Origin of the sequence: Thalassobaculum salexigens DSM 19539, from assembly GCF_000423805.1 — a bacterium.
Taxonomy (GTDB): domain Bacteria; phylum Pseudomonadota; class Alphaproteobacteria; order Thalassobaculales; family Thalassobaculaceae; genus Thalassobaculum; species Thalassobaculum litoreum.
Genome location: NZ_KE384093.1, coordinates 1,654,970 through 1,677,019, shown reverse-complemented (window position 1 = coordinate 1,677,019; position 22,050 = coordinate 1,654,970). Strand labels below are relative to the sequence as shown.

General features: G+C 66.2%; 19 protein-coding genes. 6 read left to right on the top strand and 13 right to left on the bottom strand.

Going from position 1 to position 22,050, the window contains the following annotated elements; genetic code table 11:
• The 8 genes from G578_RS0112230 to hmuQ all read right to left on the bottom strand — a co-directional run bounded on the left by G578_RS0112230 (position 1) and on the right by hmuQ (position 8,510).
• Entirely contained in the window at positions 1-798 is a 798-nt protein-coding gene (locus G578_RS0112230; RefSeq protein WP_028794481.1) for a carbohydrate ABC transporter permease, read from the bottom strand.
• Positions 795-1,685, bottom strand: coding sequence for a carbohydrate ABC transporter permease (locus G578_RS0112225; protein WP_028794480.1), 891 nt, complete (start codon positions 1,683-1,685; stop codon positions 795-797). The genes G578_RS0112230 and G578_RS0112225 overlap by 4 nt, the downstream gene beginning before the upstream one ends.
• Positions 1,682-2,791, bottom strand: coding sequence for an ABC transporter ATP-binding protein (locus G578_RS26060; RefSeq protein ID WP_038014075.1), 1,110 nt, complete (start codon positions 2,789-2,791; stop codon positions 1,682-1,684). Before G578_RS26060 ends, G578_RS0112225 begins: the two co-directional genes overlap by 4 nt.
• A gap of 10 nt (positions 2,792-2,801) precedes the next feature.
• The gene (locus tag G578_RS0112215; protein ID WP_028794479.1) at positions 2,802-3,893 is read right to left on the bottom strand and encodes an ABC transporter ATP-binding protein; all 1,092 of its coding nucleotides are present in this window, start codon (positions 3,891-3,893) and stop codon (positions 2,802-2,804) included.
• Between the two features lie 25 nt (positions 3,894-3,918).
• A complete protein-coding gene (gene glpD, locus G578_RS26055; protein WP_245565598.1) occupies positions 3,919-5,451 on the bottom strand; it encodes a glycerol-3-phosphate dehydrogenase in 1,533 nt (510 codons plus the stop codon).
• A gap of 133 nt (positions 5,452-5,584) precedes the next feature.
• Positions 5,585-6,349 (bottom strand): DeoR/GlpR family DNA-binding transcription regulator, encoded by a 765-nt coding sequence (locus G578_RS0112205; protein ID WP_028794478.1) that lies wholly within the window; start codon positions 6,347-6,349, stop codon positions 5,585-5,587.
• Between the two features lie 171 nt (positions 6,350-6,520).
• Entirely contained in the window at positions 6,521-8,008 is a 1,488-nt protein-coding gene (locus G578_RS0112200) for a DHA2 family efflux MFS transporter permease subunit (protein ID WP_028794477.1), read from the bottom strand.
• A gap of 190 nt (positions 8,009-8,198) precedes the next feature.
• Positions 8,199-8,510, bottom strand: a complete 312-nt coding sequence (hmuQ, locus tag G578_RS0112190) for a heme-degrading protein HmuQ (RefSeq protein WP_028794476.1) — start codon at positions 8,508-8,510, stop codon at positions 8,199-8,201.
• 159 nt (positions 8,511-8,669) lie between these two features.
• Here hmuQ and G578_RS0112185 point away from each other — a divergent pair, with 159 nt between their 5' ends.
• The 4 genes from G578_RS0112185 to G578_RS26045 are packed head-to-tail and all read left to right on the top strand — an operon-like array spanning position 8,670 to position 13,601.
• Entirely contained in the window at positions 8,670-10,811 is a 2,142-nt protein-coding gene (locus G578_RS0112185) for a TonB-dependent hemoglobin/transferrin/lactoferrin family receptor (protein WP_156907298.1), read from the top strand.
• 11 nt (positions 10,812-10,822) lie between these two features.
• Positions 10,823-11,701 carry a heme/hemin ABC transporter substrate-binding protein gene (locus tag G578_RS26050; protein WP_038014068.1) on the top strand — a complete coding sequence of 293 codons (879 nt, stop codon included), beginning with the start codon at positions 10,823-10,825 and terminating at the stop codon, positions 11,699-11,701.
• Positions 11,702-11,715: 14 nt separating this feature from the next.
• Positions 11,716-12,807, top strand: a complete 1,092-nt coding sequence (locus tag G578_RS0112175) for a FecCD family ABC transporter permease (RefSeq protein WP_169400854.1) — start codon at positions 11,716-11,718, stop codon at positions 12,805-12,807.
• On the top strand, positions 12,804-13,601 hold the full coding sequence (locus G578_RS26045; RefSeq protein ID WP_038014064.1) for a heme ABC transporter ATP-binding protein: 798 nt from the start codon (positions 12,804-12,806) through the stop codon (positions 13,599-13,601). Before G578_RS0112175 ends, G578_RS26045 begins: the two co-directional genes overlap by 4 nt.
• Positions 13,602-13,637: 36 nt before the next feature.
• Here the strand turns inward: G578_RS26045 and G578_RS28420 are convergent, their stop codons facing one another.
• Positions 13,638-15,671: a PP2C family protein-serine/threonine phosphatase gene (locus tag G578_RS28420; protein ID WP_051244689.1), complete on the bottom strand. Its 2,034-nt coding sequence runs from the start codon at positions 15,669-15,671 to the stop codon at positions 13,638-13,640.
• 66 nt (positions 15,672-15,737) lie between these two features.
• The gene (locus G578_RS26035) at positions 15,738-16,946 is read right to left on the bottom strand and encodes an ABC transporter substrate binding protein (RefSeq protein WP_156907296.1); all 1,209 of its coding nucleotides are present in this window, start codon (positions 16,944-16,946) and stop codon (positions 15,738-15,740) included.
• Positions 16,947-17,108: 162 nt separating this feature from the next.
• On the opposite strand from G578_RS26035, the gene G578_RS0112155 reads away from it, so the two are divergent.
• Both G578_RS0112155 and galE read left to right on the top strand, forming a co-directional pair.
• Positions 17,109-18,257, top strand: coding sequence for a hypothetical protein (locus G578_RS0112155; protein ID WP_156907294.1), 1,149 nt, complete (start codon positions 17,109-17,111; stop codon positions 18,255-18,257).
• Between the two features lie 154 nt (positions 18,258-18,411).
• Positions 18,412-19,437 carry a UDP-glucose 4-epimerase GalE gene (gene galE / locus G578_RS26030; RefSeq protein WP_084618845.1) on the top strand — a complete coding sequence of 342 codons (1,026 nt, stop codon included), beginning with the start codon at positions 18,412-18,414 and terminating at the stop codon, positions 19,435-19,437.
• Between the two features lie 64 nt (positions 19,438-19,501).
• Here the strand turns inward: galE and G578_RS28415 are convergent, their stop codons facing one another.
• From G578_RS28415 to G578_RS26020, 3 genes are all read right to left on the bottom strand, one after another.
• Complete coding sequence (locus G578_RS28415; RefSeq protein WP_051244685.1) at positions 19,502-20,629, bottom strand: cyclic nucleotide-binding domain-containing protein; 1,128 nt, start codon at positions 20,627-20,629, stop codon at positions 19,502-19,504.
• Between the two features lie 68 nt (positions 20,630-20,697).
• Positions 20,698-21,324 (bottom strand): DUF6962 family protein, encoded by a 627-nt coding sequence (locus G578_RS0112140; protein WP_028794472.1) that lies wholly within the window; start codon positions 21,322-21,324, stop codon positions 20,698-20,700.
• Positions 21,325-21,367: 43 nt separating this feature from the next.
• The gene (locus tag G578_RS26020) at positions 21,368-21,964 is read right to left on the bottom strand and encodes a class I SAM-dependent methyltransferase (RefSeq protein ID WP_051244683.1); all 597 of its coding nucleotides are present in this window, start codon (positions 21,962-21,964) and stop codon (positions 21,368-21,370) included.
• Positions 21,965-22,050: the final 86 nt, after the last annotated feature.

The following is a 22,050-nucleotide window of genomic DNA, read 5'->3' as shown; positions in this document are numbered from 1 at the left end:
TCAGACCCTCCCCATCGCGAAGCCCTTGGCGATGTAGTTCCGCACGAAATAGATGACGATCGCGCCGGGAATGATGGTCAGCACGCCGGCCGCCGCCAGCAGCCCGAGTTCGTAGCCCGATGTCGACGCCGTCTTGGTCATCACCGCCGCGATCGGCTTCGCCTGGACGGTGGTGAGGGTCTTCGCCAGCAACATCTCCACCCAGGAGAACATGAAGCAGAAGAACGCCGTCACCCCGATGCCGGACGCGATCAGCGGCATGAAGATCTTCACGAAGAATCTCGGAAAGGAGTAACCGTCGATATAGGCGGTCTCGTCGATCTCCTTCGGCACGCCCGACATGAAGCCCTCGAGGATCCAGACGGCCAGCGGAATGTTGAACAGGCAGTGCGCCAGCGCCACCGCCAGCGTGGTGTCCAGCAGACCCATGGTCGAATAGAGCTGCAGAAACGGCAGGGCGAAGACGGCCGGCGGAGCCATCCGGTTGGTCAGCAGCCAGAAGAACAGATGCTTGTCGCCCAGGAACCGGTACCGCGAGAACGCGTAGGCCGCCGGCAGGGCCACGGTCACCGAGATGACCATGTTGATCACCACGTAGATGATCGAGTTGATGTAACCGGAATACCAGGTCGGGTCGGTGAAGATCTTCACATAGCTCTCGACGGTGAACTCCGCCGGAAACATCGAGAACCCGCCAAGGATCTCATTGGTGGTCTTGAACGACATGTTCAGGAGCCAGTAGATCGGCAGCATCAGGAAGAGGATGTAGAGCGTCGGGACAATCCAGCGCGTTCTCATTTTTTCCCTCCCTGCATGGTGAGCGTGTAGAACAGCCAACTGACCAACAGGATCATCAGGAAATAGATGATGCTCATCGCCGCGGCGTTGCCGAGATCCTGCTGGCCGAGCGCGACCTTCACCAAATCGATCGACAGGAACGTGGTCGAGTTTCCGGGCCCGCCGCCGGTCAGGACCGAGGGCTCGGTGTAGATCATGAAGCTGTCCATGAAGCGCAGCAGCACGGCGATCGTCAGCGTGTGCTTCATCTTCGGCAGCTGGATGTAGCGGAACACCGCCCAGCGCGAGGCGCCGTCGATCCTGGCCGCCTGGTAGTAGGCGTTGTCGATCGACTGCAGCCCGGCATAGGCCAGCAGCACCACCAGCGACGTCCAATGCCAGACGTCCATGAGGACGACGGTGAACCAGGCCGCCACCGGTTCCTGGGTGTAGTCGAACCAGGGACCGCTTGCCGGATCGTGGCCGAACAATCCGGCTGCGGAGTTCAGCGTGTAGCCCAGGAACCCGATATCCGGCAGGGCGTAGATGTTCCACATGGCCCCCACCACGTTCCACGGGATCAGCAGGGGCAGCGCCATCAGGACGAGGCAGACGGAGGCCCACACTCCAGACCGCGGGATGGTGAGCGCAATGGCGATGCCGAGCGGGATCTCGATGGCGAGGATGGTGAAGGTGAAGCCAAGCTGGCGGATCAGCGCGTTCTGGAACCGCTCGTCGGCGAGCGTGTCGGCGAACCACTGAAGGCCGACGAACGAGAACTCGCCGTAGAACTCCTCCTGAACGGAGAAATTCACCACCGTCATCAGCGGTATCACCGCGTTCATCGCCACGAGAATGAGAACCGGCAGGACCATCCACCAGGCGCGATGGTTTAGCGTCTTGTTCATCGCCTGCCTCCACCGCGTGCGGCGCGTCGATCGCTGTCGACGATCCATCCGTCCGAATAGACATGGATGCCTTGGGGGTCGAACAGGATCCGGTTGTGCCGGTCGGAGATGCTGGCCCCCTCCGGGGCGATCACGTTGACCTCCGTCCCGTCGAAATCGGTTCGCACCACCAGGTGCCGGCCGACATCCTCGACCCGCGTCACTTTGATCGGCAGACCGTCATCGCCATCCGAGAGGCTTACGAACTCCGGGCGGACCCCGATCTCGATGCCGTCGGCACCGGCATGGCTGAAGGCGCGGCCGAGCGGCACCGCGTGGCCGCCGAGGAAGGCGGTATCGCCCTCGACCGTCGCCGGCAGGACGTTCATCCCCGGCGACCCGATGAAGAACCCGACGAACGTGTGCTCCGGCCGCTCGAACAATTCGACCGGCGTGCCGAGCTGCACCACCTCGCCGTCGAGCATGACGACGACCTTGTCGGCGAAGGTGAGCGCCTCGGTCTGATCGTGGGTGACATAGATCATGGTGTGCCCGAACTCGCGGTGCAGGGTCTTCAGCTCGGTGCGCAACTCCCACTTCATATGCGGATCGATGACGGTCAGCGGCTCGTCGAACAGGATCGCGGAGACATCCTCGCGGACCATTCCGCGGCCGAGCGAAATCTTCTGCTTGGCGTCGGCGGTCAGCCCATGCGCCCGCCGATCCAGGTCGCCGGTCATGCCGATCATCTCGGCGATCGTCTTGACCCGGCGGTCGACATAGGCCGCGCTCCCACCCCGGTTGCGCAGCGGAAAGGCCAGGTTCTCGTAGACGGTCATGGTGTCGTAGACCACCGGGAACTGAAACACCTGGGCGACGTTCCTCGCCGCGGTGGAGAGTGCCGTGACGTCCGTGTCGTCGAACAGGATCCGGCCCTGGGACGGCACCAGGAGCCCCGAGATGATGTTGAGCAGCGTGGTCTTGCCGCAGCCGGACGGTCCGAGCAGCGCGTAGGCCTCTCCGTCGTCCCAGACATGATCGATCGTCGGCTTGAGCTGGTAGTCGTCCCGGCTTGCCGGGGCGCCGGCGTAGGAGTGCGCGAGGTTGGAGAGCGTGATCTTTGCCATGTCGCCCTCCTCACCCTGCGTCCGCATAGGCGGCGGCACATGCCAACGCGCCGTCGGGCGCGAACATGTAGACATGCGCCGGATCGACGAAGACCGTCCGATCGGACTGATGCGGCAGATCGTGGACGCCATGGACAAGCGCGACCCAGCGGTCGGCGCCGTGCAGGACATGGACAAAGCTCTCCGAGCCGCCGATCTCGGTGCCGGTGACCCGACAGTGGAACGCCAGATCCCGCTCGGATCCCCGTTCGATTCTGAGATGATTGGCGCGGAAACCGGCGATGTACCGGCCATCGGCGAGCCGGTTAAAGGTCGGAAAATCGGCGGCGAGGCGGGCGTCGTCGATCACCAGCTCGTCTCCGGCCTTGGACAGGGCCACAAAGTTCATCGGCGGATCGGAGAACACCCGCGCCGTGGTGGCATCGGTGGGTCGACGATAGACCGACGGCGTGGCGCCGAACTGCGTCACACGCCCCTCCCACAGGCAGGCGGTGTTACCGCCGAGCAGCAGGGCCTCATGCGGTTCGGTCGTCGCGTAGACGAAGATCGCCCCCGACTCCTCGAAGATCTTCGGGATCTCCGCGCGCAGCTCTTCGCGCAGCTTGTAGTCCAGGTTTGCAAGCGGTTCGTCCAACAGAACAAGCCCCGCCTCCTTGACCAGCGCGCGTGCCAGGGCGCACCGCTGCTGCTGACCGCCGGACAGCTCCAGCGGACGGCGGCCGAGTTGGCTCTCGTTCAGCTTCATCATGGCGGCGGCGGCCCGCACCTTGGCGTCGATCTCGGCCGAGGCGAACCCGCGCAGCCGCAGGGGCGAGGCGATGTTCTCGTACACGGTCATCGACGGATAGTTGACGAACTGCTGGTAAACCATGGCCACCTGACGGTCCTGGACACGCATCCCGGTGACGTCCCGTCCCTGCCAGAACACCCGTCCCGACGTGGGTTGGTCGAGCCCGGCCATCAGCCGCATCAAGGTCGTCTTGCCCGACAGGGTCGGGCCCAGAAGGACGTTCATCGATCCGGATGCGAACTCGATCGTGGTCGGCGCAATATGGACCTCGCCGCCCATGATCTTCGAGACCGTGTCCAACGTCAGCGACATGTCACCCGCTTTCCCTTCCGTTCCATCATCGCGAGCCGTGCGCGTGGCGCTGTTCATCGGCGCGCGACGTCCGCATCCAGACGTCCAGCGTCCTCGCCTGCTCGTCGCTCAGCCGCAGGCCCAGCTTGGTACGCCGCCACAGGACGTCGGAGGCGGAGCGGGCCCATTCCTTCCGCATCAGCCAGACGACTTCGGCCTCGGTGAGGGTCGCGCCGAAGTTTTGGCCGAGATCCTCAATGGATGCCGCATCGCCCAGGAGGTCGAACGCGTCGGTTCCATAGGTCCGTATCAGCCTTCGCGCCCAGTCCACATCGAGGAACCCGTACCGATCCCTCAGGCGCGTCCCCTGGTCTTCGTCACCGCCGACAGGAAAATCACCGCCCGGCAGACAGGCTCCGGCGGTCCACGTGCTTCCCATCTGCGGAAAGAACGGGCGCAGCTTCTCCAGCGCGGCCTCCGCCAGCCGGCGATAGGTGGTGATCTTTCCGCCAAAGATATTGAGCAGAGGTGGCGCGTCGCCTGACCGCTCGACCTTCAGCACGTAGTCCCGTGTCGCCGCCGTCGCGGATTTCGCCCCGTCGTCGTAGAGCGGACGAACCCCGGAATAGGTCCAGACAACGTCCTCGGCGGTGACCGGATCGCGGAAATACTCCGAGACCGACCGACACAGGTACTCGATCTCCTCCGGCGTACAGACCGCTTCCGACGGACTGGTCTCGTGGTCGCGATCGGTCGTCCCGATCAGCGTGAAACCCTCCTCATAGGGGATCGCGAAGACGATCCGCTTGTCGGCGTTCTGGAAGATGAAGGCGCGATCGTGCTCGAACCGTTTGCGCACGACGATGTGACTGCCTCGCACCAGGCGGACGTTATCGTTGGTGTTCACCCGGACGCACTGGCTGATGACCTGACCGACCCACGGACCGCCGGCGTTCACGAGGCTCCGGGCCGCCACCGTCCGCGTCGCGCCGGTGTCCTCGTCGCGGACCTGAACCTGCCAGACACCGTCCGATGGCGCGGCGGCGAGGCATTTGGTGCGCACGTTGACCGACGCGCCCCTGTCGGCGGCGTCGCGCGCGTTGAGAACCACGAGCCGCGAATCCTGGACCCAGCCGTCGGAGTACTCGAACCCGGTCACGAACTGGTCTTTCAGGGAAGCGCCGATCGGGCCGCTTCGCAGATCCACGGTTTCGGTGGCCGGCAGGATCTTGCGACCACCCAGATGATCGTAGACGAACAGGCCGAGCCGCAGAAACCAGGCCGGTCGAAGTCCCCGATGATGCGGCAGCACGAACCTGAGCGGCCAGGCGATATGTGGCATGGCGCGCAGCAGGACCTCGCGCTCCTTCAACGCTTCACGCACCAACCTGAACTCGAAATATTCCAGATAGCGCAGACCGCCGTGGAACAGCTTGGTGGACGCCGAGGAGGTTCCCTGCGCGAGGTCGCCCATCTCGCAAAGAAACACGCTCAGGCCCCGGCCGGCGGCATCGCGTGCGATCCCGCAACCGTTCACACCACCACCGATAATGGCGAGATCGAAGATCTGCTTACCCAAGCACGTCTCCACCCTTGCGTCGGCTTTACGCCCGGGATCCATTGCCTGGATCCTCGAATTTTCGCTTAAAGGATGATTAAGCAGATTTCGAAAAGCAATCGAAAACGATCCGCGCCCAAATCCATGAAGCTGCCTAGGATCTTACGCGGATCAGTTCGACCTCGTTCTGGCGGCACAGATCCCGGAATTCGGACGAAATGCCGTCGTCGGTCACCACGGTGTTGACCTGGGAGATGTGTGCGATGCGGACCGGAGCCGCGACGTCCAGCTTCGTTGAATCCGCGACCAGAATGACATTTCGCGCATTCTGGATGATCGCCTGAGCCACCTTCACTTCTCGAAAATCGTAGTCGAGCAAGGCGCCGTCCTGATCGATGGCGGAGGCTCCGATGATGGCATAGTCGACCTTGAACTGGCGGATGAAATCGACCGCCGCCTCTCCGACGATCCCGCCATCCGACCGCCTGACAATGCCGCCGGAAATCACGACCTCGACCGTGGGGATCAACCGCAAGCGATTGGCTACATTGAGATTGTTCGTGATCACCATAAGGTTCTGGTGATTGACGAGGGCCTCCGAAACCGCTTCTGTCGTCGTACCGATATTGATGAAGAGCGACGCGCCGTTCGGAATGAGGGCTGCTGCCTCCTGCCCGATGGCCGCTTTCTCGTCGGCCGCGACCTGACGCCTTTGTTCATATTCGAGATTTTCGGTGCCTGAGGGATTGATCGCTCCGCCGTGGATCCGGCGCAGTATCTTGGCATCGCAAAGATCGTTGAGGTCCTTGCGTATGGTCTGCGGCGTGACACCGAACCGCTCGGCCAAGGACTCGACGAGCACTTTCCCTTGGGATTTCGCCAGTTCAACGATATCGGACTGGCGGTCGCTCAGGAACATCACTGTCTTCGTCCAATCTGCCGTTTTCGCAAATTCGATCATAAACGAAGCAAAAACGAACGCCAGTGGGCGTGGACACAAGACGCTGCGTCGGCTCTGAGTCCTCCCTACGGATGGTCTCGTCTCCGTCGCCGCGCCGGTGCCGTCTCATCGACCTGCCCACCGCGTGGCTCAGCGTCTCAGCCGGAACATCAGCACCGCCGGCGCGACGAGGAACGGAACGATCGCCAGCAGGTTGAAGGCGTTGATGTAGCCGATCATCGCGGCCTGGCGGCGGATCTCTTCGCCGAGACGTCCGTGCAGCAGGGGTGTGTCGAGATCGCCGAACCGCTCTATCCACAGCGATAGGGAACGGGCGTCGAACATGGTTATGAGCGCGGCGAGACTGGAATGCGCCTCGGCGGACGAGCGCACGAACACCACCAGCGTCACGGCGATGAACAAGCTGCTGCCGAGCATCCGCAGAAGGCTGAATATGGCATTGCCCTGGGTAAGCAGCCGCGGCTCGAGCGTGGAGAAGGCCAGGACCGCCATCGGCGTGTAGGCGAGCCCGAACCCGAAGCCGTGCAGCAGATTGGTCCACAGCACCTGCTCGAACGTCATGTTCATGTCGAGCACGCCCATCCAGGCAGCCGCACCGGCTTGGATGAGCAGCCCCGCCGCCAGCGTGGCCTGGGGGTTCCACCGGGTGAGCGGGGCGACCACCAGGAAGCTCAGGAAATTCCCAACCCCTCGCATGGCGATCAGGTAGCCGACGATGGATTCAGGGTAGCCCCGGAGGTCCTGCAACAAGGGCGGGAAAAGCACCATCGGGGTGAACTGGAGCATTCCCATAACCATGGCCATGCCGATGCCCAGAACGAAGTTCCTGTCTCGGAACGTGGCGCTCTCGAACAGCGGCGCGGCCGTTGTGCCCGAATGTGCGACGAAGAGGTAGAGGCATCCGACCGCCAGAGCGCATTCCAGGATGATCTCCGGGGACTCGAACCAGTCGAGCCTCTGGCCGCGGTCGAACATGAGCTGAAGGGCCCCGATCGCGATGGCGATGAAGGCAAAACCGACGAAGTCGAACCGACGCGCGGTTCCGCGTTCCTCGTCACCCAGGGCCAGCACCGTCGGGATACAGGCCACGAGGCCGAGCGGCAGGATCATGAAGAACGACCAGCGCCAGTCCAGACTGTCGGCGACGAGGCCGCCGAATGTCGGACCCAGGATCGGCCCCATCACCCCGCCGACGCCCCACATCATCACCGCCATCGGATGGAACTTTCGCTCGAACTTCGCCAGGATGATGGCCTGCCCCATGGGAAAGATCGGCGCGCCGAGCGCTCCCTGGATGACCCGGAAGGCGAGCAGCGACTCAAGCGAGGTGGCGGTCCCGCAGGCGACCGACGCCCCCGTGAACCCGAGGACAGAACCGACCATCAACCGGCGCCAGCCCAGTTTCGAGGCCAGCCATCCGGTCAGCGGCGTCGCCGCCGCGGTCGCCACTAGGTTGAGAGTCAGGATCCATGCCACCTGATCCTGGGTCGCGGAGAGCGCGCCTTTGATCTGCGGGAGGATCACCGCGACGCTGGTCACGGTGACGCCAAACAGGATCGTACAGAGTTGAACGCACAGCAGAGTCAGCCATTGCTTCGGGGTGATCTGTCTCAGCACGTGGTCAACCTGGAGTGACGCTGCCGCCGCCCGGTCGGCCGGCTGTGCCGATCATACCGCCTGGCAGCCGGAGCTGGAGACCCATAAACCGACGATCAGCCCATGACGGCCTCATCCTCCGCCTTGCGCCCCAGGTCGTCCGGCGTGCCGTGCGGCGGCGTCACGCCTTCCGACATTGTCCTGAGACCGGCTACCGACCTTCCAGAATGACCTCGAAGCCCTCGAACTGCGGGTGGCCGAGATACAGAACCTTGCGGTCGCCGGCGCCGGCGTGGGCCTTGCGGAAGGCCTCGGATCTGGTCCAGGCCTCGAACGCCGCGCGGTCCTCCCAGATGGTATGCGAGGCGAACAGCGTGTGGTCCTCCGCCTCCGGCCCGCGCAGCAGGCGGAACTCGACGAAGCCGGGCACCTCGTCCAGATGGCTGTCCCGTTCCGCCCAGACCTTCTCGAAATCCTCCTCCGAGCCCTTGGTGACCTTAAAGCGGTTCATCGCGATGAACATGTTGCACTCCCTGCCTAGCATCCGAAACCAGTCTACACGATCCGATTAACGCAATTGCGGGTCATTCTCAACACTATTGCTTTTGCGAGTCATTCTTAATAACGTCCCGATCGCCGACGATCATCGTCCGGTTTGCGTTTCCAGGGACAGGGGGTTGGAGTGACGACCAGAATCGGTTTGGGCAGCGTCGGCGCAGCGGCGCTCGCGCTGGCAATCAGCGGCTTTGCGACGGGCGCGACGGCCCAGCAGAGCGACACTCGGCAGCAGAGCGCCAATCAATCGGCGGAGACGGCGCCCCTCGAACTCGGGCCGATCTCCGTGACCGCAACCCGCAGCCCGATCTCCGCCATGCGGTACCCTGGCATGGTCACCGTGATCGATCGCGACCAGATCGAGCTGAAGGACCCGGACACGCTGGAGGATATGTTCCGCTCGGTGCCCGGCGTCCATTTCGACGGCGGCCCGCGCCGCACCGGCCAGGTGCCGACGATCCGAGGCTTCGAGGGCGAGAACGTCCAGATCCGCATCGACGGCGCGCGCCAGAACTTCGTGTCGGGCCACAACGGCCGGGTCTTCGTCGATCCCGCCCTGCTGGCCGGTGGCGAGGTCCTGCGCGGCCCCGCCTCCTCGCTGTACGGCAGCGGGGCGATGGGCGGCATGATCGCCCTGCGCACCCTGTCGGCCGACGATCTGCTGGACGGCGACGACACCCTCGCCGGCCGCGCCAAGTTCGGCTACCAGGACGTCAATCAGGAATTCACCGAGAGTCTGGTCGTCGGCGGCCGACCGATGGACGGGGTCGGCCTGCTCGGCGGCGTCGTGAAGCGCGACTCCGACGACATCCAACTCGGCGACGGCACCGAGCTCGTCTCCGACGACGACATCATCTCGGGCCTGGCCAAGGCCGATATCCAGTTTACCCCGGGCCTGTCGGCCTCGCTTTCCTATCTGGTGTTCAACAACGACGCCCGCGAGCCCGCGAACGGCCAGTTCGCCAATACGGCGGCGGATTCCGACATCACCGACAAGGACATCCGCAGCGACACGATCCGCGGCCAGGTTCTCTACGCCCCGCTCGGTCAGACCTGGCTCGACCTGGACGCGTCGGCCTATTTCACCAATTCCCAGGTCGGACAGACCTATGAGGACTCCGGCCGTATCGTCGATCAGGACGTCGACACCTACGGCCTGTTCATCGACAACCGCAGCCGGTTCTCCCTGGCCGAGCGCTCGTCCCTCACCCTGACCTACGGGGTGGAGGCCTCGCAGGACGAGCAGGAGGGCTACGACTCCGCCAGCGCCGACGGCACCCGGTCGGGCGTGCCGAACGCCGAGGCCGAGTTCGCCGGCGCCTTCCTGCAGGGCAGCTTCGAGGTCAAGGACGTGATCCCGGGCACCCTGACCGTGATCCCCGGCGTCCGCTACGACAGCTTCTCGGCCGATTCCGACATCGACGACGGTTCCAGCGACGACGAGGTGTCGCCGAAGATCGCGGTGTCCTACGAGCCGATCCGCGGACTGGTCGGCTTCGCCAGCTACGGCCGGGCCTTCCGCGCGCCGTCGATCAACGAGCTCTACAACGAGGGCACCCATTTCGCGATCCCGCTGCCCAATGGCCAGACCGCGGTGAACAGCTTCGTGGCCAATCCGAACCTGAAGCCCGAAGTCTCAGACACCCTGGAGTTCGGCGTCGGCTACGAGCGCTCGGACACCCTCCTGAAGAACGACGCGTTCCGCATCAAGGGCGCCTATTTCCAGTCCGACGTGGAAAACCTGATCGACATCTCGGTGAACAGCGCCGGACCGTCGCGCGGATGCTTCATCCCGCCCTATACCGGCTGCAACGCGGGCACCACGAACACCGTCAACGTTCCGGAGGCGGAGCTCGAGGGCTACGAACTCGAAGCGTCCTACGACACCCCCCGCTTCTATGTGACGGCCGGCTTCTCGTCGATCGACGGCGAGAACACACGGACCGGCGAGTCTCTCGGCGTGCTGACCCCGGACCGGCTGAGCACCGATATCGGTCTGCGGCTGTCCGAGATCGACACGGTGGTCGGGGTCGAGGGCGAGTTCGCCTCCGGCTTCGACAATGTGGACGATGGCAGCGAGGAGCGCGGCGGCTACTCGGTCTTCGACGTCTATCTGCAATGGGCGCCGTCGGAACAGGCGCTGCAGGGGCTGACCGTCAATCTCGGCGTCGACAACGTGTTCGACCGAGACTACGAGCGGGTCTTCGCCGGCGTCTCGGAGCCGGGCCGCAACCTCAAGGGCTCCATCGCCTACCGCCTCGCGTTCTGAGGAGCGGGCAGATGCGCATCATACTTCGACCTCTGCTGGTCCTGCTGCTGGCCGCCGCCATCGCGTCGGCGACCGGCACCCGGAGCCGGGCCGAGCCCTCGCGGGTCCTCTCGATCGGCGGCTCGATCACCGAAATCGTCTATCTGCTCGGAGAGGAGGACAGGCTGGTGGCCGTGGATTCCACCAGCCTCTATCCGCCGTCGGCCCATGAGCTGCCCAATGTGGGCTATCTGCGCCGTCTTGCGGTGGAGCCGATCCTGGCGCTGGCGCCGGACCTCATCCTCGCCGAAGGCGATGCCGGCCCCGAGGCGGTGATCGAACAACTGGACGCGGCGGGCGTCGCCCTGGTGCGCACGGAACACACCACCGATATCGCCGGCGTCGGCCGCAAGATCCGGACCGTCGCCTCGGCCCTCGGCCGGGCCGCGGATGGGGAGCGGCTGGCCGGCGAGATCACCGCTCGCGCGACCGCCCTTTCACAGCAGGCCCGAGCCCATCCGAACCCGCCCCGCGTGCTGTTCCTGCTCAGCGTCGGCAAGGGTGCCCCGCTGGCCGCCGGGCGCGATACGGCGGCCGCCGGCATCATCGAGGCGGCGGGCGGGGTCAACGCGATCTCCGGGTACGAGGGCTACAAGCCGTTGTCTCCCGAGGCGGCCGTGCTCGCGGACCCGGAGATCGTCCTGGTGCCGGACCGCACGCTGGAGCAGATGGGCGGACCGCAGGCCATCCTCCAGCGCCCGGAGATCGCGCCGACCCGGGCGGCGCGGACCGGACGGATCGTCAGCGTCGACGGGCTGCTGGTGTTCGGCTTCGGACCGCGCATCGCCGAGGCGGTCGCGCTGCTGTCGGCGGCCTTTCATCCCGGCCCCACCTCCGCCAAACCGCAATGACGCTCTCTTCGGCGATGAAACGGTCAAAGCCGGGGTACCGCGCCCGGCTGGCCGCGATGGCGCCGCGCGAGCGCCGGGCGGCGGCCGTCGTGGCGGGCTGTGCCGCCCTGCTGGTCCTGTCGCTGTTTCTGGCGCTGGGCATCGGTGCGGTGTCGATTTCGCCCGGCGTGATCGGCCGCCTGATCCTGAACGCGCTCGGGGCCGAGTTTGTGTGGGAGACCGAAACCCGCGACGCCCTGGTGTTCTGGTCGATCCGGGTGCCGCGGGTGGCGGCCGGCTGCCTGGTCGGCGCCGCCCTGGCATTGGCCGGGGCGACGATGCAGGGGATCTTTCGCAACCCGCTGGCCGATCCGGCGCTGATCGGCGTCTCCAGCGGCGCGGCGCTCGCGGCCGTGGCCGTCATCGTGGTCGGGGGCGGCATGGTGGGGACCCTGCCGCCGGAGATCCGGGCCTTCGCCCTGCCCGTGGCCGCGCTGGCCGGCGGGCTGACCGCGACGCTGATCGTCTACCGCCTCGGCAGCGTGGGGGGCCAGATCATGGCGGCCACGACCCTGCTGGCCGGCGTGGCGATCACCGCCATCGCCCAGGCCGGGATCGGCTTCCTGATCTTCCTCAGCGACGAACAGCAGCTCCGCGACCTGTCGTTCTGGACCCTGGGCAGCGTCGCCGGGCTGAACTGGTCCCTGCTGCTGCCGGCCGCCGTCCTGATGGCGGGTCCGATCCTCCTGCTGCCGCGCCTGGCCGGCGCTCTGAACGCGATGCTTCTGGGAGAGCGCGAGAGCTTCCACCTGGGCCACGACCCGCAGCGCGTCAAGCGGCTGGCCATCGGACTGAGCGCCGTGGCGGTCGGAGGAGCGGTATCGATCTCCGGCGTCATCGGCTTCGTCGGCCTCGTGGTGCCGCATATCGTGCGGCTGCTGGCCGGGCCGGATCACCGCTGGCTTCTTCCGGGCACGGCGCTGCTCGGCGCCGGCCTGTTCCTGCTGGCCGATCTGCTGGCCCGCATGATCGTGCTGCCGGCCGAGCTTCCGATCGGCGTGGTCACCGCCCTGGTCGGCGGGCCGTTCTTCATCTGGCTGCTGGTCCGCCGCAGGGATTGGGGATGACGATGCTGCTGCAGGTACAGCGTCTGACGATGCGCTACGGCAGTACGGAGGTTCTGTCGGACGTCGATTTTTCAATGAACGCCGGAGAGCTTGTGGCGATCGTCGGGCCGAACGGAGCGGGCAAATCGACCCTGGTCGCGGCGATCTCGGGCGAGGTCCCCGCGACCGGCGGCACGGTTCTGCTCCAGGCGCAGCCGGTGGCGAACTACTCGGCCCGGGAACTGGCCCTGCGCCGCACGGTGCTGCCGCAGTCGACGTCGCTGCTGTTCCATTTCACCGCCTGTGAGGTGGTTCATCTCGGACTGCACTGCGCGCGCGAGGCCGGGGCCGACCTCGACGCCCCGGAGCTCGTCGCTGCCGCGCTGGAGCAGGTGGGCATCGCCCATCTGCGCGACCGCTACGTGCCGACCCTGTCCGGCGGCGAGCGCCAGCGCGTGCATCTCGCCCGGTGCCTCGTCCAGATGCAGGCGAGCCCGCGGCTCGGCCCGAAGCTGCTGATCCTGGACGAGCCGACGGCGAGCCTGGATCCGGCGCACCAGCATCGGGTGATGGCGATCGCCAGCGCCTTCACCAGGCGCGGCAACGCGGCGATCGCCGTGGTGCATGACCTGAACCTGGCGGCCGCCTATGCCGACCGTCTGGTCGTGCTGAACGACGGCGGCGTGGCCTATGACGGCCCGGTGGCGGGCGGCCTGACACCGGCCCTGCTGGCCGATGTCTTCCGACTGGACGCCGACATCCTGTCGCATCCGCGCACGGGCCGCCCGGTGATCCTGCAGACGGGACCGCTCTGACAGGTCTGCCGATGCCGTGCCCTGTAGGCCGCCGGGCTATGACGTCTGGGGCGCGGACGGGGTCTCGGGCTCGATCCGGATGACAAGACAGGTCATGTCGTCGGCCTGGGCCGCACCTGTCGCGAAGGTTTCGACATCGGCGATGCACCGGTCGCCGATCTCGGCCGCCGACTGCCCCCGGCATCGCGCCAGGGCCTCGATCAGCCGGGCCTCCTTGTATTCCTCGTTGTTCACGTCGAAGGCCTCGGTCAGGCCGTCGGTATAGAGGAACAGGGCGTCCTGCGGGGACAGCTGGGTCGTGGCCGACCCGTATTCGATACCCGGCATGACGCCGAGCACCAGATCGCCCAGCGGCGCGATGGGAACCACGGTGCCGTCGGCCCGCAGCACGAAGGGCGGATTGTGGCCGGCATTCGCGTAGGACAGGGTCAACGTCTCCAGGTCGATCACGCCATAGAACACCGTGACGAACATCGCCGCCTCGTTCTCGCGCTCCAGCAGGGCGTTGACCCGGGTCAGACACTCCCCGGGGTCGCCGCCGCCGAGCCCTTCGGCGCGCAGCAGCGTGCGCGAGATCATCATGAACAGGCCGGCCGGCACGCCCTTGCCCGAGACGTCGGCGATCACCACGCCGACCCGCTTCTCGTCGATCTCGAAATAGTCGTAGAAATCGCCTCCGACCTCGTAGGCCGCATGCATCTGGCCGACGATCACCATCCGGTCGTGCCGGAACGGCTCCCGCGGCAGCACCGAGGCCTGCATGTCATGGGCGATCTGCAATTCCTGGCGCAGGCGCACCAGGTCCGAATTCTCGCGGAACACCCTGGTGACCGTGCGGAACCAGGGCCGCCAGCCCGGCGGAACCCGCGGCGGCCCGGCGGGGCCGACCTCGCCCGCCGCCTTGATATGCTCGACCAGCTGGCTGGCCGGCCACACGAACTCGCGGCCGGTGAGCCCGCCGGCGATCAGCAGCATGAGCGTGAGCACCGCCACCAGGGCCAGCATTTCCGGTCCGCGGTCGGAGATCAGGCTAGCCAGGATTGTCCAGCGGTCGCCCAGATAGACCAGGGTCCACGGCGCCGATTCCAGGGGCTCGACATAGAGCAGGGTTCCGTCGACATCGACGACGCGGCGCAACGGAACCGCGCTGGCACGCGCGACGACCGCCGCCGCGTCGGACGGCAGCGCGTCGGTGAGGTCGGAGCCGACCGGGGCCCGGAGTCCCTCCTCCTCGGGATACGCCAGCAGGATGTCGTCGGCGGTGACGAGCAGCGTGCGCCCGACCGGATAGTCGAAGTCGCCGTTGACCCGGTTCAGGTACTCCATGGAGATCTCGAAGGCGATCACGCCGAGAAACCGGTCCCCGACATCCACCGGGACCACCAGGTGCAGAGCGGGCTGCCCTGCCCGATCGGTTCCGAACAGCCACCGGCCCTGGCGCTCCGGGTTGTCGTCGGGCATCCCGGTCTCGACCAGATTGCTCGACTGGGCGCCCTGCTGGAACGCGTCGGCTTCGGCCTGGGTCGCCGGGAGCATCACGGAGAAGCCTGTCCGCGAGAGATATGCCGACCGTTTGATCGTCGGCAGGAGCGAGACGAGATAGCGGAACTCCGTCAGCAACCGCACGGCCGCGACCAGTTCGGCACTGTCCGTCTGGCCGGCTTCCCTGCTGAACTCGCCCGAGATCGCCGCTGTCGACGGCACGTCGGCCCCGGAGTTGATCCGCAGGGAGATGCCGCCGAACTCCCCCCGGTCGATCAGGCTCTGGACCTGGTCCTCATGCGCGTCGCTCAGGGCCGACGCATAGGCCGCAACGGCGTCCTGGCGGATCTCCTGCGACCGCTTGACCACCGCGGACGCCAGCGCGTCGAGGATCAGGCCGTGCTCCTTCAGGCCGCTCGCGAGCACGTCCCATTCCGCCTTCTCGCGCTTGTCGATCTGGAACAGGAAGAACCCGACCGACACCGCCAGCAGGACGACATAGGACAGCCCCATGACGAGGCTGTAGCGCCGCGCCGGCCGGATCCGGCTGGTCGCCGCCTCTTGGGATTTCTCTGTGACGCTGCTCATGGGAAGTCGGTCATGGGAAATCGGTCATGGGCGATCCGGGACTGGCACTAGTTTCCGAGACTGGCACTAGTTTATGAATCCGACCGGCTGACCGAATGCCCGCACCTGCCTGCCGTCGTAGTTATAGATGAACGTGGCCGCCTCCATGAAGCGGAACGGGATCCGAAGCTCGATCTGCCGGGCGACGCGGAAGTTGATGGCGAGGTCCGGCGGCGTCACGACCCCGACGGACAGGGAGCCCGGATCGACGCCTTCCGTCAGGATGCTGATGGCGTAGAAGGCCGACAGCTGAACCGCGGTGGACTGGTTGATCCCGATCGAGACGGCGGCGCTGTCGTCGCCGCTGCGCACGACGTCCGGCAGCGTCGAGACGACCGGCGCGCGGCCGGCAAGCCCGTTGATCAGGCCGATCCGCTGATACACCGAGGTCGATCCGGTCACGATCCAGGCGCTGGCCGTGAGACCGGGATCCGAATTCACCATCCGCAGACGAACCCGCCCCATGCCGGCGATCAGGTCGTCTTCCAGCAACTCCCCGTCGCGCACCGCCACGTCGTGCACGGTCAGCCCGAACGAGTCCGCCAGATCGTGCAGCGGCGCGACCTGGGTCTCGATCGCGCTGAGGTTCGATTCGGCATACAGCACGCCGACATTCTTGAGGTCCGGCAGGAGCTGGAAAAGATAGCTGATGAACAGGCGGATCGGCACCGTGTTCGACGTATAGGCGATGTTGGTGCCGCTGCCGCTCTGGTAGTCCGGCATCTGTCCGAGCAGGACGGGATCCTTGGCCGAATTGGTGACCACCGGCAGGCGGCCCCCGGAATAGGTCTCGTGCATGAACGCCGCGGCCCTCGACCCGACGGGCATGATCAGGTCCACATCGTTCGACTCCGCCCACGCGACCGCCTCCTGCGCGATGGCGTCGTCGTTTCCGTACAGCCAGATCTCGAACTCCGCCGGGATATTCTGCTGCCGGAACGTCTCCATCACGGCATCGACGCCGATCGAGTAGGCGGCAACGGACTTGAACGGAATCAGCATCAGCAGCCGGAAGCGTGCCGGCTTGTCGGTCCATACCGGAACGGCGCGCATCCGCGCCGTGTCCTGCGGATCGGAAGAAATCTCGTAGTGTTCCTGCGTGGCAGCCCCGAACTCCAGCCAGTTCAGCACCGGCCGGCCCTCGGCAGCCCCTGCCGGGCGTCCGGCGAGCGCCGTCCCTCCGATCAGGGCGACAAGGCACACCACCAGTGCCCGTCGGAACATGACTGCCGTCACGGAATCCTTCCTCCCATCGAGACATAGGGCTATTGCGTTGCCCGACTGTTTCACACGCGTTCAGTCGCAGCAACTCGTTAGCGCGACGGGTCCGGGGGCGACTCCGGCTTGCATCGCCTTCGGGCTGACCTATTCTGCCGGTCTCGTGAAAGGTGCGCCCGTATGAGTCAGCAACTCGAAGCGAATTTGACGGAGACCGGCCCGCAGACAGGCACGGTCGCGCGTGCCCGCCCGCGCCTGGCCGCCCTCGTCTGCGTCGTGCTGACCGGTCTCGTCCTGCTCGGCGGTGCGTGGTGGACCCTGGCGTCGTCGCGCTTCGACGTGGAGCGCATCCGCACCGAGGCGGAGACCGTCCACAAGGCGATGGGCGGCATGCTGGCCATGGGTCTGCCGGTCTCGGACTTCATCGGCTTCGGCGCCGCCAGCGACCGCGTGCTGCGATTCGACTCGGCGGTCCGCGCCGTCCAGATCGTCGACCTGACGGATCAGGTGGTGCTGAGCAATCCCGAGGCGTTCGACGCCGGGCCTGTCGAGTGGAGCGACGGCAGCTATCTCGGAATGGGCGGCGAGGTTCCCGGGATCCAGCATCATGGCTCGCTGTCCCGGTTCTCGCTGCCGGTGAGCGGCCGGTTCGGACCCGCCGGAAGCATCGTCGTCTACTACGAGCACGAGATCGTCGCGGAATTCAGCCGGAGCACGGCGATCGCCGGGCTCGCCGCCATGGTTCTGCTGGCACTCGGGATCGTGGTGCACACCGCCGTTCTGGCCAATCCGGAGGTCTTCCAGTCCTACCGGGAGCTGGCGACCCTCTACGCCGTCACCTGCCTGATCGGGCTCGCGATCGTGGGGGCGACGATCTTCGGCCTTGGCGCCACCAAGGCGATCGAGACCGCCAACGCCTATGGGGAATCCCTCGGGTCCCGCCTCGGCGAGGCCATGGCCCTCGGCATCGATCCCAGCGATCTGGTCGGCCTCGGCGACGTGGTCCGGGAATACCAGGAAACCAACGACATCATCTCGTATGTCGCGCTGCTCGAAGGCAACCGGATCGAGGCGGCGGCGGGACTGCAGGACCAGACCGATCGCTGGGCCCGGCCGACCGGCGTGCTGGACGCCGTCATCGAGGTCCGGCCGCGCCGGCTCTACCGCCCGCAATACCGGGTGGCGGTCGGGATTCCGATAGCGGTCGTCACCCAGATCCTGTGGCAGACCGGGATCACGCTCATGCTCGGCGCCGCGGCGCTGATCGCCGCCGGCCTCGCCCTGCTGGCGAGGGTTCGGGTGCCGGCGACGGCCGTTGCGCGGCTGTAGGTGTCCGCATAGACGGCTGTTTTCGCCCGAAGCCGCATTCCTCGTCAGGGCCGGTCCAATCCAGCATCCAATGATTCCAGTCTTGCCGCGCGACGGATCCGCAATATGGTGCGACGCCCTGCCCCGACTCCGGCCACGGCATAAAGACGGTTAAATGGCTGACCCTGTTGTTCTTGTCACCGGTGGCGCCGGGTTTGTCGGCAGCCATGCCTGCAAGGCTCTCGCGGCCGCGGGGTATCAGCCGGTGGTCTATGACGACCTCTCCAACGGAACGCGCGCCGCAGTCCGCTGGGGGCCGATCGAAGTCGGCGATATCTGCGACGGACAGCGGCTGGCCGAGGTTGTCTCCCGCCATCGCCCGGTCGCCGCGCTGCACTTCGCCGCCCGGATCGACGCCGCCGAGTCCACGCGCCACCCAGCGCGCTACTATTCGACCAACGTTACCGGCACGCGCAGCCTGCTCCAGGCCCTGCGCTCGAGCGGTGTCGACGTGCTGGTGTTCTCCTCGACCGCCGCGGTGTACGGCGACGCAGCAACCGCCCCGATCTCGGAGGCCCACCCGTTGCGGCCGGCCACGCCCTACGGTCGCAGCAAGCTGATGATGGAGGACGCGGTGCGGGAAGCGTCGGCCTCGCACGGCCTGCGCTATTGCGGCTTCCGGTTCTTCAACGCCGCCGGCGCCGATCCCGACGGCGAGCTGCGGGAGGACCATGAGCCCGAGACCCATCTGATCCCCCGCCTTCTGCGGACCGCCCTCGCCCAGCACGGGAGCATGTCGATCTACGGGACCGACTACGACACGCCGGACGGAACCTGCGTGCGGGATTATGTCCATGTCAGCGACATCGCCGACGCGCATGTCCTGGCACTTCAGCACCTGCTGGCCGGCAAGGACGATCTGATCGCCAATCTCGGCTCCGGGCGGGGATATTCGGTCAGGGAGGTGATCGCGGCGGTCGAAGAGACAGTCGGTCGTCCAATACCCATCAGGGAGGCCGCGCGCCGCACCGGCGATCCGGCCATGCTCGTGGCCGATCCCACCCTCGCCCAGCGGTGCCTGAACTGGTCGTCCCGACGCTCCAGCCTCGAGCAGATCATCGCGGATGCCGCCCGCGCATTCGCGGCGGTCGACACCGGGCGCGAGCGGCCCCGGCGTGAGCGGGTCTCGCACCGCAGCTGACGGCCGGCCCCGAAAGCGAAGCGCCCCCGGACGGCATCGTCCGAACGTGTCCAGGCCGTCAGTCCTAGAGCATTCCCATGGCAAAGGCGCAGGCGCCGGCGAAGTAGTGGAAGATCGTGACGCCGGCGATGTTCTGGTGACGCAGGTAGAACAGGCCGAACAGCACGCTGGTCAGGAAGACCATGACCACCGCCGCGATGCCGAAATGAATATGGAACATCCCGAACAGCATGGCGCTCAGGAACACCGCGCGGTAGCCCTTGCGGTCCTTCAGGAACCGCTGGAACGAGGACTGCAGCAGACCACGGGCGACGACCTCCTGAAGGAAGGAATGCGCGAAGTAGCTCACCGAGCCCCAGAAGTCGAAACTGAGCGTGACCGGCGGGATCGCCTCGACGGCAAAGGACGCGAAGTAGTAGGCCACCGACGCGGCCACGAAGACGGCGGATACCGCCAGCCCCTCGGTCACCGATTTCCGCATGCCGGTCGTGGTGAGCCCGAGGTCCCGCAAGGGGATCTTCATCATGCGGACGATCACCAGACTGGGGATCATCAGCACCGCCAGATACTGCCAGGCGAACACCTCGGTATAGACGTTGATCTCGATCAGCTGGGTGGCGACCACATTGCTCACCAGCATGCCGATCGAGAACATCGCGATGATGTAGATGAAGAACTGGCCGAATTGCTGCTGCGTGCGCGCCAGCTCCAGCTGGTGATCGAGGGTCGCCACGTGGATGTCCGTGCCGACGCGCAGCCGGCTGACGACGGTGATGCCGACGCTGGCCCGCAGGTTGTCGTAGAAATGGTCGCCACCTTCCAGCAGCAGCAGGTCGAACGGACTGATCCGCAGCAGCGTGCAGTCGGTCTCGGCCCGGGCGGTGATGTGACGCTCGGCCCCATCGAGGAAGGACAGCTCGCCGACGATATCGCCTTCGGCCAGATGCAGCACCGGCCAGTCCTCGTCGTCCTCCCGTCCGGCGCGGAACCCGACGACCCGGCCGGTCTCGATGATGAACAGCTCGTTGCCGTCCTCGTTCTCGGCGAACAGCACATCCCCGGCGGCGATGTCCAGACGCTCGGCGACGGAGATCATGGCCTCCCGCGTCTCCGGCGAGAGCATCTTCAGGTTGGCGACGGAGGCGGGTTGCGGAGCCGCGGCGACGGATGCGTCGGGAGAGGTATCGGTCATGGACGGGTAGTCCTCACTGGCGCATCGGTTCTGCCGGAGCGGGACCATCGCCGGGTGCCCGGCCGCCCTCAGGCGACACGGGCCTTCAGGTCCCGCCCGCCCAGATACAGGATGAAGGAAGCGCCGATCAAGGCGATGTGAAACGTGCCGTAGAGGCCGAGAGGCTCCACGCCGTCACCGCCGAACGGGATGATCAGACTGGCGGCGATGGAGGCGACGATACCGGCGCAGAGCAGCAGGGATCCGGTGCCGCGCCGCAGACCCCACAGATGCAGGCCGAGGGTCAGCAGCATGACCACGAAGTTTCCGGCGACCAGCACGAGGAAATTGTCCTGGGTCGCGGTCACCCACACCGTCGCGGCCAGCCCGGCAAACCCGACCACCAGACATATCCGCACGCCCAGCGCGCCGAAGAACTGGCGGGCGGTGCACATGAGCAAGGCGAAGGTCGCCAGGGCGATCACCGATCGCGTGGCCGTGCGGACCGGGATGTTTGCCGGGTGGTCGATCGGCTCCAGGAAGCCGTGATCGATCGTCCCGAGCAGGTTCGCGAGGCCGATGAACGTGAGATACAGCGCGAACAGCCAGGCCGCGGACCACCGCTCCAGACCGCCCCGGAACGACAGGCCTGCCAGAAAGAAGATCTCGGCCGCCAGAATGGCGTTGGTGAGCGCCGATATTGCGAGATCGGTCATCCATCCGGCTCCGAATTCCAAACTCTACCCGACAGCGGTTCGATCACTCCTTGCACCCGGTGTCGAGCAGAAAGGTCACCTGCTTGCAGCGGTCGTAGACGCTGTAGTGGAACGTTTCGGTCGCGACGACGCGCGCATCCAGGCCGGCGAACAGGTCGCGCCACTCCTCCAGCCGCAGGTAGTTGTACGGCAGCGGAATGTCGTAGGCCCGGTTACCCAGATAGTCCGACAGTCGGAGAACCGCGCGGTCCAACGCGGTCACCCAGTAATGGTCCTTGATGAGCACCCGGCCGCGCGCCACCCGCGCCGCTTCGCGCAGGATGCGCTCCGGATGGAGGTCGTGGTGCAGCACGTCGATCAGCATGACGGTATCGAAGGCATTGTCCGCAAACGGGACATCGTGGCCGTTGGCTTCGATCACCGGGATGTAGGTCTCGGCACGGGGATGCGAATCGATGGCGGTGATGTCCAATGTAGGCTCCGCCTGCAGCAGATCCCGCACCAGCCGGCCGTCCGACGTGCCGATATCGAGCACGCTCTGTCCCGGTCTCAGATGGGCCAGCAGACGGGGCGGCAGGTGCCGGCTGCGGGACTGCGCGGACGCAAAACGATCCCATCGCGCCAGAATTTCCCGGTACATTGCCCACTCCCCGTCTGTCGAGCCTTCCCCCCGGAGCCCGACGCCGCCGACCACAAGCCACGGAAAACACAGCGCTTCAAGCATCA

Coding starts and splice junctions, on each gene's coding strand:
- G578_RS26060 (WP_038014075.1), bottom strand. CDS start 2,791: ATGGCAAAGATCACGCTCTCCAACCTCGCGCACTCCTACGCCGGCGCC.
- G578_RS0112205 (WP_028794478.1), bottom strand. CDS start 6,349: ATGTTCCTGAGCGACCGCCAGTCCGATATCGTTGAACTGGCGAAATCC.
- G578_RS0112140 (WP_028794472.1), bottom strand. CDS start 21,324: ATGACCGATCTCGCAATATCGGCGCTCACCAACGCCATTCTGGCGGCC.
- galE (WP_084618845.1), top strand. CDS start 18,412: ATGGCTGACCCTGTTGTTCTTGTCACCGGTGGCGCCGGGTTTGTCGGC.
- G578_RS0112225 (WP_028794480.1), bottom strand. CDS start 1,685: ATGAACAAGACGCTAAACCATCGCGCCTGGTGGATGGTCCTGCCGGTT.
- G578_RS0112175 (WP_169400854.1), top strand. CDS start 11,716: ATGAAACGGTCAAAGCCGGGGTACCGCGCCCGGCTGGCCGCGATGGCG.
- G578_RS26020 (WP_051244683.1), bottom strand. CDS start 21,964: ATGTACCGGGAAATTCTGGCGCGATGGGATCGTTTTGCGTCCGCGCAG.
- G578_RS0112215 (WP_028794479.1), bottom strand. CDS start 3,893: ATGTCGCTGACGTTGGACACGGTCTCGAAGATCATGGGCGGCGAGGTC.
- G578_RS26045 (WP_038014064.1), top strand. CDS start 12,804: ATGACGATGCTGCTGCAGGTACAGCGTCTGACGATGCGCTACGGCAGT.
- hmuQ (WP_028794476.1), bottom strand. CDS start 8,510: ATGTTCATCGCGATGAACCGCTTTAAGGTCACCAAGGGCTCGGAGGAG.
- G578_RS0112155 (WP_156907294.1), top strand. CDS start 17,109: ATGAGTCAGCAACTCGAAGCGAATTTGACGGAGACCGGCCCGCAGACA.
- G578_RS26050 (WP_038014068.1), top strand. CDS start 10,823: ATGCGCATCATACTTCGACCTCTGCTGGTCCTGCTGCTGGCCGCCGCC.
- G578_RS0112230 (WP_028794481.1), bottom strand. CDS start 798: ATGAGAACGCGCTGGATTGTCCCGACGCTCTACATCCTCTTCCTGATG.
- G578_RS28420 (WP_051244689.1), bottom strand. CDS start 15,671: ATGAGCAGCGTCACAGAGAAATCCCAAGAGGCGGCGACCAGCCGGATC.
- G578_RS28415 (WP_051244685.1), bottom strand. CDS start 20,629: ATGACCGATACCTCTCCCGACGCATCCGTCGCCGCGGCTCCGCAACCC.